The sequence below is a fragment of the Brevibacillus sp. JB24b genome (assembly GCF_051713385.1).
Classification (GTDB): Bacteria; Bacillota; Bacilli; order Brevibacillales; family Brevibacillaceae; genus Brevibacillus_B; species Brevibacillus_B laterosporus.
In genome coordinates, this window is record NZ_JBNVQV010000001.1 from 4,332,697 (window position 1) to 4,345,778 (window position 13,082).

12 protein-coding genes are annotated in these 13,082 nt (G+C 41.0%); 1 reads left to right on the forward strand and 11 read right to left on the reverse strand.

Annotation, left to right across the window (positions count from 1 at the left end):
* Window positions 1-8: 8 nt before the first annotated feature.
* The 7 genes from ACQV1I_RS20185 to ACQV1I_RS20215 all read right to left on the reverse strand — a co-directional run bounded on the left by ACQV1I_RS20185 (window position 9) and on the right by ACQV1I_RS20215 (window position 6,792).
* Window positions 9-473 (reverse strand): hypothetical protein, encoded by a 465-nt coding sequence (locus ACQV1I_RS20185; RefSeq protein WP_018673190.1) that lies wholly within the window; start codon window positions 471-473, stop codon window positions 9-11.
* Between the two features lie 112 nt (window positions 474-585).
* On the reverse strand, window positions 586-888 hold the full coding sequence (locus ACQV1I_RS20190; protein WP_018673191.1) for a hypothetical protein: 303 nt from the start codon (window positions 886-888) through the stop codon (window positions 586-588).
* Window positions 889-1,336: 448 nt separating this feature from the next.
* The gene (locus ACQV1I_RS20195; protein WP_116334254.1) at window positions 1,337-2,845 is read right to left on the reverse strand and encodes an LCP family protein; all 1,509 of its coding nucleotides are present in this window, start codon (window positions 2,843-2,845) and stop codon (window positions 1,337-1,339) included.
* Between the two features lie 331 nt (window positions 2,846-3,176).
* Window positions 3,177-3,320, reverse strand: coding sequence for a hypothetical protein (locus tag ACQV1I_RS20200; RefSeq protein WP_197260451.1), 144 nt, complete (start codon window positions 3,318-3,320; stop codon window positions 3,177-3,179).
* Between the two features lie 120 nt (window positions 3,321-3,440).
* Window positions 3,441-5,468: an SEC-C metal-binding domain-containing protein gene (locus ACQV1I_RS20205; protein WP_116334255.1), complete on the reverse strand. Its 2,028-nt coding sequence runs from the start codon at window positions 5,466-5,468 to the stop codon at window positions 3,441-3,443.
* Window positions 5,469-5,578: 110 nt separating this feature from the next.
* Window positions 5,579-5,797: a hypothetical protein gene (locus ACQV1I_RS20210; protein WP_116334256.1), complete on the reverse strand. Its 219-nt coding sequence runs from the start codon at window positions 5,795-5,797 to the stop codon at window positions 5,579-5,581.
* 23 nt (window positions 5,798-5,820) lie between these two features.
* A complete protein-coding gene (locus ACQV1I_RS20215) occupies window positions 5,821-6,792 on the reverse strand; it encodes a hypothetical protein (protein ID WP_094701093.1) in 972 nt (323 codons plus the stop codon).
* A 245-nt stretch (window positions 6,793-7,037) separates the two neighbouring features.
* Here ACQV1I_RS20215 and ACQV1I_RS20220 point away from each other — a divergent pair, with 245 nt between their 5' ends.
* Window positions 7,038-7,784: an undecaprenyl-diphosphatase gene (locus tag ACQV1I_RS20220; RefSeq protein WP_018671732.1), complete on the forward strand. Its 747-nt coding sequence runs from the start codon at window positions 7,038-7,040 to the stop codon at window positions 7,782-7,784.
* Between the two features lie 73 nt (window positions 7,785-7,857).
* Here ACQV1I_RS20220 and ACQV1I_RS20225 read toward each other — a convergent pair whose 3' ends face one another.
* The 4 genes from ACQV1I_RS20225 to ACQV1I_RS20240 form a co-directional block, all read right to left on the reverse strand.
* Entirely contained in the window at window positions 7,858-9,009 is a 1,152-nt protein-coding gene (locus tag ACQV1I_RS20225; protein ID WP_116334257.1) for a glycerate kinase, read from the reverse strand.
* Between the two features lie 36 nt (window positions 9,010-9,045).
* Window positions 9,046-10,314, reverse strand: coding sequence for a GntP family permease (locus ACQV1I_RS20230; RefSeq protein ID WP_018671730.1), 1,269 nt, complete (start codon window positions 10,312-10,314; stop codon window positions 9,046-9,048).
* Between the two features lie 197 nt (window positions 10,315-10,511).
* Complete coding sequence (locus ACQV1I_RS20235) at window positions 10,512-11,660, reverse strand: sugar diacid recognition domain-containing protein (RefSeq protein ID WP_094701090.1); 1,149 nt, start codon at window positions 11,658-11,660, stop codon at window positions 10,512-10,514.
* A gap of 130 nt (window positions 11,661-11,790) precedes the next feature.
* Window positions 11,791-13,077 carry an ArsB/NhaD family transporter gene (locus ACQV1I_RS20240; protein WP_104033301.1) on the reverse strand — a complete coding sequence of 429 codons (1,287 nt, stop codon included), beginning with the start codon at window positions 13,075-13,077 and terminating at the stop codon, window positions 11,791-11,793.
* Window positions 13,078-13,082: the final 5 nt, after the last annotated feature.

Sequence of the window (13,082 nt, forward strand, 5' to 3'; positions counted from 1 at the left end):
TTAGCAGATTAATAACTAATACGAACCAATTTTCCTATATGTGCTGCCATGTTTGTAATTACTGTTTCCCACTCAACCTTCTCGTCCATTGGATGTAACGGGAGCATAAAATGAAAATCAGCAATCCACTCCACCTGTGAGTCCTGATCTGGCGATAGCATGCGCTTTTTACTTGTGATGGCGATCTCTGGCACAATTGCTTGAGCAGCTTGCCACAAAGCATTGGTATCTCGTCCCTCTACAGGATAAGTAACCTCTACTTCAATTTCACACATATTTGCTTCTTCAAGCGGAAATAAATGAATAACAGCGACCGGAGCACCTTCTCTTGTTTCATCTTCCATAAATCTCATCTCTACTTCGTGGTACTCTTCCCCTTCTAAAATAGAGCGCTCTGTTTTTAGCAATACCTCTGTGGTTACACCGTAGGCTGAAAGTTCCTCATCTACTTTTGCTACCAATATATCTAACATTGTTTTCTTCCTCCTCATGATGCACTTCATCCATCATACTGAAATCGGAGGAAGCCGTAAAGTTACACATAAAGAAACCGCTTTCATAAAAAGGGACCGATTGCTTTCTTATTCATGATGTCGGATGGCAGTCCTTTTTATTGAGAAATTCCGACAACCATATCCGCCTGACATCTTTATTTGGACAGTATCCAAGCAGGTAACTATCTCCAAGCATATACTTTTCTTTTAGCCACTCCTTATGCTTACGGAAGAAGGCATTCTGAAATTCAATTGGCATTTGTTGATATTCTTCCAACGCAGAAGGGTGTTCGAGGAAATAATTTTCATCATACAGGATTTCATCTTCGTTCTGATGACTGATAAAATACAAGAATAAAAGAACAAGGCCCGTATTCACCAAAAAAAGTGTCATACCTATCTCCCCTTTCCCTTACAGCCAATGTCATTCATACATAACATATACCACTATAAATATTCTGATTGTTCCTTTTATTTTATCATGTTTTTACTCTTTGGTAACTAGCCCCTTTCCCTTTGCAACAATTTATTTGGAAAATTTTTATAAATCAAAAGCCTGCAACTAAGAATAACGGTCAGGACTTACTCTGACGGTTATTTTTACTTTAGCGAAAATCGAGAGTTTGTCCTCATATACATGCAGACCCTTACTATACTGTTGATGAGCAACCTTCCCAGTTATATAAAGGATAAAGGATTACCTGTCTACTTACGCTAAAAAAGCTGAGTTATAAATTCTTATCTGTAAAAAAAACCAGCTGGGGTTCTCCAGCTGGCTTGCTACTATATTTTTTGGACTATAGATATCCTACTATCTCTATTCTCGTTGGCTGTCCAACCTTTTAAGACACCTGTCTCTCCGGAAGTGTTACCCTTCCAACTGAAGGTGAACTCATACCTGAAGATGGCGTAATAGTTACTGGTGGAGGTGTCATTTCATTGTTAGAAGCTGGAGTGTTTTGCTGGAAATTAGGTGCGTCAATAATATCAGCTGGTGGTGAATTACTCTCTGATTGTCCTGAGCTTCCATTATTGTTATCCGAGCCATCGTTCCCCGAACCATTTACACCGTTTTGTCCATTATTATCTAGTAACTCTTGTTCGTTACCTTGTTGTTGCTCATTCAAGGTAGCATCTTTGTTTGTTTCAGAACCTTTTGCTTCCGATTGGACTTTGTTTACCGATTCCTTTGGTTTACTTGATTGCTGCTTCTTATTTGATTTGGAATTGTTTACATATTCCACTACTTGATTATCAAATGGAGAGTCATTGTAATCAATTTTAGCCAATTCACTACTGTCTAGTTTCATAGCAGCCTGTAGGGTTTGGCGAATCTCATCTTTTTTGCTCGTTGGTAGCAATGTGTAGCTTGTACTTGAACTCCAGAAAGCCCCACTGTCTACTACGATAAAATTATCCATTTTAAAGCTTTTAAAATCAGTTGCAATTCCTAGTATTTGTTCCTTGCTAAAATCAGTGTGCACATTATCGCCAGTTGTCTCGATCACTTTAGGCAGTTTAGCAAAACCTTCGATCGATAGCATCTTATTCATAATCGCTTTAATTACTTCCTGCTGACGTTGGTTTCGATCAAAGTCGTTGGAATAATACTTGGTCCCGCGATTATCGTGACGATGACGCACATAATCAAGTGCATTCTTCCCATTCAGCACTTGTTGACCCGGATTAAGGTTAATATGGGTGTTATCAGTTGGATCATCGTATACAAGTCGACGATCTATGTTGACTTCCACTCCACCTACCGCATCCACGACCGCTTTAAATCCATTAAAATCAACCTCAACATAGTGGTTAATTGGTATGCCTAACACTTGCTCAAGAGTTTTTTTCGTTAAGGTGATCCCATTTTCAGTAGGTGTCTCACCCTTTGCTTTTGCCTGACGGCGCTCAACCTCTCCGTTGGCAAATACAGCATTCACCTTATGATATCCGCGGTAGCCTGGAATTTTTACTCGAGTATCTCGAGGAATGGAGATCATTGTCACCTTTTTCGTATCAGGATCAATAATTCCCACAATCATTACATCGGTATTAGCCGAGCCTGTCTCTGGCCTCGAATCTCGTCCTAACATTACAACAGAGATAGGTTTACTGGAGCTATAGCTCGTATCAACAGGCAATGTACTGGTTACGTCTTGATAAGGATCTTCCGTTGCTTTATCCATAGCTTTATCGATTGTCTGGTACACATAATAGGCATATGCCCCGCCACCCAAAACCAGTAAGGCTAATAGGGTGAGTAGAATTATGCGCAGCTTTGTCTTCTTTTTCTTAGGTTTCTTCGGTTTGGAAGCGGTGCGCTTACTCGTGTTCGCAACCGTTTCTTGCATATGTAATCAGTCTCCTTATGTGACAAATAATCTTGTCACTCGCAATCTATGTTCCTTTGATAAGACAGCCAACATCTCCGAAAGGTTACAATCAACATTACAACTCAAGCCTCTTGTCTCACAATTCTCATCATTATAAATTGAGATTTCGGGAAGTGAAATAGAGCTTTTCACCTATTTTTGCTAAAAACTACATCCTCTATCATATCACAAGCATGTGGGATTTTGTAGAAAAATGTCTATGAAATTAGAAACCCCTTTCGCTAATAAGAAACGAAAGGGGGCAGGAAAAATGAAGCTAGCGAGATACTATTTGGAGTCTACAGATGAGCTATTGCATCCCATGAGGTGCTTGGCTAAAGCCTTTTACCGGCTTACTTTCATTCTCATGCTTTGCATTTTGACCACTATGGTGCGCATCTCCGCCATGATGAATATGATACTTATCGCTTTTGCCTTTGATTTGCTTTGCCATCTGCTCTCCTCCTTTTATCTTGCTTTCTCTATTGTGTGAGTATGCTTCCTTCTCCATTCATAATTGACCATAAGCAAAACATCCCGTCTCACTCAACTAGTAAGACGGGATGAAAGTAAATTACGCTTTTTGTTTAGTCGCAGCTATCACCAAATCAGTAATGGCAGGTGGATAAATCTCTGGAGCACCATAGAGACGGAGTGTACCATCCTCTACAAGACCAGCGATAGCAAACATACTCCACCCCTCGCTCATCACTATTTCTTGTTCTGTTACAAATGATAGTTGTTCACCATTTTGACGCATCAAGACATGCTCAGGCCCAGCATAAGCTAACATTTCTTCTAGCACCACCTGCGGTTGTAGAGTGCCTTGGTGCAAAGAATGATTAGCTTCCTTGGATAGCAACGTACGCATACGGTATGCTTCAGGTAAATCTTCTTTAAGCTGACCAATCAATGTAAGCATATCAGTAGATAATAAAGTCTGGTGCTTCTTATCTAGCCATTTAAAGAACGCTGTCAATACAGAAAGCAGATTGGTTGCCAATGTTTTGGAAGGCGTATCTACACGTTCCAACACATCATGTGCTAAGAAATAAGCAACATGCTGAATACGTAATGTGTTCCAATCAAAAGTAGGACCAAATGCATTACGAATAAATGTACGGAACAAATTCATCGTCTCATCATATTTTTTCATCGTTAGCTCAGATTTTCCTGTTGTCATTTCCTCTACGAAAGACGCAATATCAGCCAGCACTTCTGGGCGAACAGTAAAAATGCTCTCTGGTAGACCTTCGATTAACGGACGGTCCAACAAATTAGCAACATGATGTAGATGATTCGGCATGGACAGTTTGGTTTTCAGCACTTCAATATTCATAAAGCGCGCAAGACCTTGTCCCATCGATTCCTCATGCTCTAGCTTTTCCAGAATTTGATTGAGAATATTTTTTAACTCTTGTTTATCAGAAGCAGCTACCAGCAATGGTGGTACATCCTGAAGCTCCATCTGAGACGTCTGCAACCACTTCTCTGTAAAGTAACTCTGGATAGCCCATTGTAATACTTTAGGTGGTAATGTAGGCGCACTCGTGATAAACAAAGTACCCTTCGTCAATTTGGTTCCTGTCGAGCTTAATTGATCAATAGCTATCTCTTCAGTGGGAGCACTTAGTTGAAGCGCATCACTCGCTTTTTCGACGCCTGGTTTATAGCCTTCAATCGTTAGTCGATTTTTTTCTAAAATCAATTCAGCTGCTATTTCATGAAGTTCCAACAAAGCACTATCCAAAGAGCGAATCAGGAACTCATCCTTTTGCGAAGCATAAACCCAAGTCTCTTGAGAAGCTTCTTGCTTTTTTGATTCAAAGGACCCGTGTGTTTTTAATAAGCGTCTGATTTCAGGAGCATGCACGCCTTCATAAACAAAGCGAACCATACTCTCTTCCTCAGGCTCCTGCTCATAGCTTACACCCTGTTCATTTAAACGCTTGTAAAGAGCTAGTGAAATAGCTTCTCTCCCAGCACTCTCCATCTTTTTCACTATCGATAGCAATTCTGCCTTTAAAGTAGCGCTGACCATTAGACTACCTGAGAAGATAGAATCACGGAAGCCAAGCGGAATCAATCTACCGAGCAATAACTGGCCTGGCTTTAACACAACAGATTGGGAAGAGATTAGATTGTGTTCCTGATTACTGTACAAATCAGTAACAACAGTCATATTTTCTGTAACAGATGTAATCTCGTATAGACCTAATTGAAGATGCAATAACCCATCTTTTATCTCTTGATCCATTCGTTTACCGTATTGAGCGATGAAATGTTCAAGGACAGAAACACCCTCGTTTTTCACATCGAACACATACCAATTCATAAAATGGTCCATCCAGCGTGGTTGGAACAGCTCTTTTAGAGTAAGACCTGTTTCTTCAGCAAAACGGTCTCTAGCTCTACTTATTTCTATATCGTTTACATGCTGCACCACATACTTGGTTAGACGTTCTGTCCAAGTAGCAAACTCTTTGCGCAGCTTTTGCTCGCGAGCCATACGTACATGGGCAATGTCCGTCACAACACCACAGCACTTTTTATATTTCTTACCGCTGCCACATGGACACAGTTCATTTCTACCGACTGACATGGGGGGTTGTTTCTCCTTTCGACCCAGCTAACCTTCAGCTAGGAATTGCCACAATCCTTCTAGTTATATCGCATTTCCCGAATTGATTGCAAGTTATTCTACCCGAATGCCTAGTAATCAATACTCATATCTGTGTATGCTTCCCATTTTTCAACAAATTGTTGTAGCTTTTTAATAAGCTTCTCAATTCTCTCACGTTCATCAACACATTCAGAAATCGCTTCTAATTGATTGGTGGTAAAAAATTGTACCACCATCATTTCCATACGCTTTAAGCGAGCCTCATACTGCAAAATGATCTCACGGATCACATAAAATCTCTTTTCCATGCAAATGGACTCTTCTGCTTTCATTATTCTTGATCAAGTGTAGTCACAATGGTTTTAATGTCGGTAACTACCTGTTCGTTTTTATGTTTCTCTTTCATCAAAATTTCAATCGCATCCATGTTACTCTCTTGGAAATGAGAAATTACCTCTTGGGACATTTCTGCATTGCGTTGATCCAAAAGGGAAACTGCTTTATTTAATAGCTGTTCTACTTCTGCTAATACGTTTTTCGTTTGCGTTGTAATCATGATTTTTTCCTCCTGTACGGCCTCTAAATTTTTTCCTTGTGGCTCGGTTTGGTCAAGTGCTCGTTGTTCGATTTCAATCACAGTATCTGTCGTAGCTACTTGTGCCTGTGCTGTTTCCATTTCCTGCACAGCTATTCCCTTATCATCTTGGCCATTTACGTAAATGTTTTCACCACTAACAGTAAAGCGCCCGTCCAATTCCGGTACAAACATGCTTTCTTTAATGGACAGCTTCAACTCATTTTCCACCATGTGGAACAAAAGGCGGATGGAGAGTCTGTCGATTTCCTTACTAACCAAAAATTCATAAATGGAGTCATTGGCCAGTTTCCATTCAGCAAGATACCAACGTTCATCTCCAACGTACTGAATGAAACGAGGATCTTTATCCAGTATCAGCAATTTTGTGATCTGATTCCAGGAAAAATGGGTATGTTGACGCAATTCACGCATCATTTGGTCTAAATTTTTGGGAGAATGAGATTTTCTCACAAAACGATATGCCTGATCAAATAATTGATGTGGTTGGTAAGTAAGCTCTAGTATCGCTTCGGTTCTGCCAACCTTTATGGGCGATTCAGTAAGCTGCATGGCTTCGGAGAGGGTTTCTTCCGCGCTTTTTCCATTTGGCATAAGATGTAATTGCTCTTCCAAGCGCGTAATGATATCAGTTCTTGGAAGTGAACGCTCCCCTGGCCGAAAAACCTTCTTGATGTAACTAGCGATGGTATATGTTGGCCTATTCATGAAACATTCTCCTTCTGCATTGCAAAGACTTTCCACAAGACGGAATAGTAACCTATATTCTACATCAAAGCAGAAAATCCTACATTTACTATTGTTTTTTTATGACTGAATGTGATTTTGTAACAGCCTAGCCACCATTGTAATCGCATACATGCCTTATCCTATCTAGGTTTCAGTCATTTTTTTAAAACAACTCGTTAGCTCCGTAACCTTTTTCTTTCCTCAAACGTAATGGTAAATAGCCTATGGAAAGCATACTTCCATCTTTGATTTTAGATGGAGATAAAATAGTAAGGATTGGTGGTGGATTTACTACCCCTACGGTATATAATGGGGAAAGGTTGTTTGACAGAGTTTATGAACTGGAGGAAATAACGTTGGATTCTACTGTTGTACAAGCCCTCAGCTCCTTTGCTGGTTCCTATTCAGTTGTCGGCTGGATTAGTATTTTTCTAGCCAAATATGCAGAATACCTGTTTTATTTGAGCATCCCAGTTTATTGGTTTTTTGGAAATCGTAAAAATAAGCGAATGATTATCCAAACCATTATTGTCTGTTGTATTTCCATGGGAATAAGTTGGTTGCTAGGACAGCTCATCCATCGTGAACGACCATTCGTCACATTACCACTTACACCATTGGTACCACATGATGCGGATGCTTCTTTTCCAAGTGACCATGCGACAGCAGCACTAGCCATCGCAGCTACCTACTGGTATTACATCAAACCAAAGGGTAGACGCTTCTGGATGATCCTTGCTGTGGGTGTCTCCCTTTCCCGCGTATTCATTGGTGTGCATTATCCAACAGACGTTTTATCCGGTATGGTGCTTGGAATGAGTTGTGCTTATGCTATTCACAGGTTACTTCCAAAATTCCCTCGTGTAGTAGGCTTAATCGATGAGGGTATTCTTTTGTACGAAAAAATGGAGAGTGCCATTATACCACCTAAAAAATCAGCTACACGCAAAAGACATCACACGATTGAATAATAACCTGATAAAAAGCCCTTTTCATCACTTGAAACTTCAGCAAGTTTCCTGATGAGAAGGGCTTTTTGGTTTTCTATTTACTCTTCTGCCACATGGCACCCAGTTTCAAAGACATTGCCACATTACGTGCCGTCCGCTCCATATTTTGTGCGCCTTCTTGCAAAATTTCTTCCAAGGGAGCTAAGTGAGGGATAATCGGGAATAAAAGGTCAATTCCATGCTCATGTACAACCTTACTCTCCTCTGTCACACAACCCGCAATTCCGATCACTGGAACATTGAATAGCTTCGCTGTTTTGGCTACACCAATCGGAGTTTTTCCATGGATGGTCTGGAAATCTACACGCCCTTCCCCTGTGATGACAAAGTCAGCGTCCTGTACATGTTTAGTTAACTCAGTTGCCTCTATTACAATTTGAATGCCGCGTTTTAATTCGCATTGAAAGAAAGCTAGCACACCTGCTCCTAGACCACCTGCTGCCCCAGCTCCTTCGATCCTATCAACATCTTTTCCAAGGCATTCTTTCAGTTTTTTAGCATAATGTACTAAATTTTGATCCAGTAGGGCTACCTGTTCAGGGGTCGCGCCTTTCTGTGGTCCAAATACAGCGGAAGCTCCCTTTGGTCCTGTCAAAGGATTATCAACATCACACGCTATCTCAAAGGTTACTTGCTGTAAACGGGGGTCCAAACCGCTTATGTCGATCTGAACAAGCTTATCAAGCTCTCCGCCTCCATTACCAAGCTCCTTACCGTTACGGTCTAGTAGCTTTACACCTAGCGCCTGTGCTACACCCGCACCACCATCATTCGTTGCACTTCCACCAAGACCTAATATGATATGTTTGACGCCTGAGTCCAGAGCATGGAGAATTAATTCGCCAGTACCTCGCGTTGTTGTGACAAGCGGATTTCTCTGTTCTCGTGGTACTAGGTGCAAGCCTGAAGCTGCTGCCATTTCAATGACTGCCGTTTTTTTATCACCTAATAAACCATAGAATGCCTTCACAGGTTGATCCATAGGACCGGTTACTTGGCAAGTAACAATCTCTCCACCTGTAGCATCCACCAGCGATTGAACCGTTCCTTCTCCACCATCGGCCATTGGTATCAAAACACACTCAGCGTTAGGGAAGACTTCTTTTACTCCTTTTTCAATTGCCTCTGCTGCTTGCATAGCCGTTAGACTTTCTTTAAAAGAATCCGGTGCAATAACGAATTTCATCGTTGTCTCTCCTCTCATGCGTCGTACTCGCCATCTTTATACCATAATTTGAAAAATACCAAATAAAAGAGTAGAAATTACAGCAAGTACAAAACCAATCATTGTCTCATAAGGAATTAAGCGTAACCGTTCTTTCATTGCCATATTAATGCTACCACCCGTAGCATGGAAGAAGCTTCCGTGTGGCATATGATCAAATACAGTCGCACCTGCATGTATCATCGCTGCTGCCGCTAGTGAGCTTACACCTAACTCAACGATCGTACTGCCAAATACAGAACTTGCTACCACAGTACCAGCTGTTGTAGAAGCTGTAGCCAAAGACATCAACGCACCGCTGATTGGTGCCAACAAGTAAGCAGGGAGACCAGAAGCAGTCAATGCAGAAATAATGACACCTTTTAGTTCTGAGTTAGCAATAATTCCGGCAAGCGTTCCCGTTCCAATCAGCATGATTGCTACACCAGACATCTTACCTAACCCATATATCGCGTACTGATTAACTTTCTTTATGCGTCCCATAGCAATTGCTCCTACAAGACCACCCACTGGCAAAGCAATTAACGGATCGATATTGATATCAAATAGAGGTCGTAAAGACAGAAGAACAATAGCTGTAAGCGGTGCTAAAATCGCTGTTCCAAAGCTCGGAAGCTTACTTCTATCAACTTCATTACTTTCATTTGCCGCTACTTTACTTCCTTTTTGCGATAATCTTTTTGCAATCATGTAGGTCACAACTACCCCAATGAGAGCTGGAATAATTCCGGCGGCCATCACAGAGGTCAATGGTACGTGAAATGTATCTGCCGCTGCAATTGTATTAGGATTCGGTGACATGATGTTACCAGCTTTACCTCCTCCAATCATCGCAAGCAAAATACCCATCTTCGATATATCAGCGCGCAGCGCAATCGCTAGAGCAATCGGAGCTACGGTAATTACTGCCACGTCAATAAAAACCCCCACAGCTGTCAAAATCATCGTTGCGATAGCTAGGGCTAGTAGTGCTCTCGTTTCGCCTACTTTTTTCACAATGGTCTCAGCAATCGTGGATGCTGCTCCCGATTCAATTAGTACCCCTGCCAAAACACCAGCTGCAAGGATACGTAAGACAGCTGGTATAACACCCTTGGTTCCCTCAATCATTAAGGTAACAGTATCCGGCAAATTGACTCCGCCTATGACGCCACCAACCAGGGCACCAGCAATCATTCCATAAGCAGGTGGCACTTTACGTAAAATAAGAACGATAGCTACAATCAACGCCGCCAATGCCCCGAAAACGCTTACGGTTACATCCATGTATGACTCCTCCTTCTGACTTTTGCTCTATTTGTCTCATTTTTATTTCCTGTCTATATCATAGCGCTTTCATGAAAGCGGATTCATCAGCCACTAAAACAAAACTCCCGCCTTACGGACAAGGAGTTTTTGTTCATTTGCACAATAAATTCTTTTCAGTTGGCAGAATTGGAAGTTGTTACTTATTTACTACATGATCATTTTTTTAACTTATATAGCCACATAGCAAATTGTAACGAAATTAAATCACTGATTCGCTTAGGGTCCTTTCCTGTGATGTCATGAATGCGTTGTAGTCGGTACCTGAGCGTATTACGGTGAATTACGAGCCGCTTAGCAATTCGATTCAGCTCTCCCTCTTCTGCCATATAAACTTGAAGGGTTTGCTGAAGCTCTCCGCTTTTATCCTGTTCGATAAGGTTCTTATACACCTTGATCATCTCTTCTGATTTCCAAGAATCCTGAACCGATACCATCAGTGTCTCATTTAAAAAATCATCATAGTAATAAACCGTTAATTCTGGAGCCATAGCTTTACCAGCTAATAAAGTATCTTGAGCAGACTCATAGCAATACCGTAGCCCTTCTGCACCTGAAAAAGCTTTTCCTACTGATACTTTAATAGGTGTAATGAGCTGATTTTTTAGCAATGATAAAATTTGTTCAACACCTTCACAAATTGCTTCCTTATCTCGATAATGACGTGATTCTTTCACTAAAACAATCTGTTTTGAATTCTTAATTGCCATCATCTCAATGGTATCACGCATCTCCAATAAACCGACCATTTGGCGTAATGTCGTGTAAGCACTATCATCAGAAATTCCTATATCCATTAATTCAATGACAACCGCCACCCTCTTAATGGACAAATCGATTTGCAGTCGCCTTGCCTGTTCCTTCCATAAGGATATATCCTGCTGGTCAGAATGTATGATCGACAACAAAAAATCTTCCCGTAACCGTTTATCCAGCTTGGCCTGCTCTAGCAAATAGGATTGCTCTAGAAACATTTCTGCTGTCATTTTGACAAGCTCTCCATACTTCGTCACTTCACGTGGATCACCGGTGATGCCAATGACACCCACAATTTCATTTTGAAATTGAATAACTAAATTGGTCCCAGCCTGCACACCAACCAAACGCCCTACATCTTCTGGATACACTTCAAAACGACCTCGACGCTCAATAGCAATAACCGCACCTTCATGTTTTTGATGCAGTCTCTTTTTATCTCCTGAAGCAATGATGTATCCACGCTCATCCATCACGTTTACGTTATAACCAATGACTTTCATCATCCTAGTAACAATTTCTTGCGCGAGCTCTTGTGTAACTTGCAACACTCCGGCCACTTCCCTTACCTGATCGATGTTTTTGCTCCATGTATTATCTTATAAAAGCAGACTAGTAGCAAAAAACCATCGTCTAAGGCTCTCGCCTCTTTCGATGGTTTTTAAACATATATAGACTCTGTTAAGCAAAGTAGAAATAACGCAAATAGACGTATACGTGAGATATGAGCAATGTAATGATCGTGATCGGGAACGCAACCTTGAAAAACATCCCAAAGCTAATTGGGTATTTTTCTTTCGAAGCCATTCCTACAACAATTACGTTAGCACTAGCACCGATAATCGTACCATTCCCACCCAAGCAAGCACCAAGCGCAAGACTCCACCATAGTGGCTCCAGATTAGTAATACCAAGGCTTCCCATCTCTTTAATCATGGGGATCATTGTTGCTACGAATGGAATGTTATCAACAAATGCAGATGCAATCCCACTCATCCACAGAATGATTAGCGATGTTTTCATTGTATCACCTTGTGTGAATTCGATTGCTTTTTCAGCTAAGGAAGCTATAACACCTGTGTTAACCAGACCAGATACCAATACGAACAACCCTGCAAAGAAGAAGATCGTATTCCATTCTACTTTAAGCAAAGCTTCTTCTAAATAATGCTCTCCTGTTAACAGTAGTAATAAGAATGCTCCTACTAATGCAATCGTGGCTGATTCTAAATGGAATACACCATGCAAGCCAAAGCCAATAATGGTCAGCGTAAGCACTGTTAATGACTTCTTTAATAAAGTAGGATTCGTTAGTTCTTGTTTTTCATCTAGTAACATTAGTTTTTGCTGTAATTCTGGAGTTGTCTTTAATCCCTTTCGATAAACAAGTAGCAAGTAAATAATTACAACAACTAAAATAATAGCTATGACTGGAGCCATATGTACCAGAAAAGCCACAAAGGTTAATTCGGGTACAGCACTCCCTATCATGATGTTGGGCGGATCACCAATCAGTGTCCCAGCTCCCCCAACATTGGAGCAAATGATCTCACTAATCAGATAAGGAATCGGATTTACGTTCAACTGACGAGCAATACTAAATGTGATAGGGACCATGAGTAGAACAGTCGTTACGTTATCCAGTAAAGCAGACGCAAGAGCTGTAATTAAGCTCAGTGCAATCAGAATTTTAACCGGGTCGCCCTTTACTGCTTTAGCGGCCTTAATGGCTACGAAGGTGAACACCCCTGTTTGTGCGGTTATGCTCACGATAATCATCATCCCGATTAATAAGCCTAATGTATTAAAATCAATATGATGAATCCCTTCCTCTTGGGTAACTATACCCGTGAGGATCATGAGCAATCCCCCTGCCATCGCAACAATTGTGCGGTGCAGTTTTTCACTGATAATAAAAGCGTAGGTAATGAGAAAAATCGCAATTGCTAGTAATGCTTGATTATCCACTTGAT

Coding starts and splice junctions, on each gene's coding strand:
- ACQV1I_RS20215 (WP_094701093.1), bottom strand. CDS start 6,792: ATGAATAGGCCAACATATACCATCGCTAGTTACATCAAGAAGGTTTTT.
- ACQV1I_RS20195 (WP_116334254.1), bottom strand. CDS start 2,845: ATGCAAGAAACGGTTGCGAACACGAGTAAGCGCACCGCTTCCAAACCG.
- ACQV1I_RS20210 (WP_116334256.1), bottom strand. CDS start 5,797: ATGGAAAAGAGATTTTATGTGATCCGTGAGATCATTTTGCAGTATGAG.
- ACQV1I_RS20220 (WP_018671732.1), top strand. CDS start 7,038: ATGGAAAGCATACTTCCATCTTTGATTTTAGATGGAGATAAAATAGTA.
- ACQV1I_RS20185 (WP_018673190.1), bottom strand. CDS start 473: ATGTTAGATATATTGGTAGCAAAAGTAGATGAGGAACTTTCAGCCTAC.
- ACQV1I_RS20200 (WP_197260451.1), bottom strand. CDS start 3,320: ATGGCAAAGCAAATCAAAGGCAAAAGCGATAAGTATCATATTCATCAT.
- ACQV1I_RS20205 (WP_116334255.1), bottom strand. CDS start 5,468: ATGTCAGTCGGTAGAAATGAACTGTGTCCATGTGGCAGCGGTAAGAAA.
- ACQV1I_RS20190 (WP_018673191.1), bottom strand. CDS start 888: ATGACACTTTTTTTGGTGAATACGGGCCTTGTTCTTTTATTCTTGTAT.
- ACQV1I_RS20230 (WP_018671730.1), bottom strand. CDS start 10,314: ATGGATGTAACCGTAAGCGTTTTCGGGGCATTGGCGGCGTTGATTGTA.
- ACQV1I_RS20225 (WP_116334257.1), bottom strand. CDS start 9,009: ATGAAATTCGTTATTGCACCGGATTCTTTTAAAGAAAGTCTAACGGCT.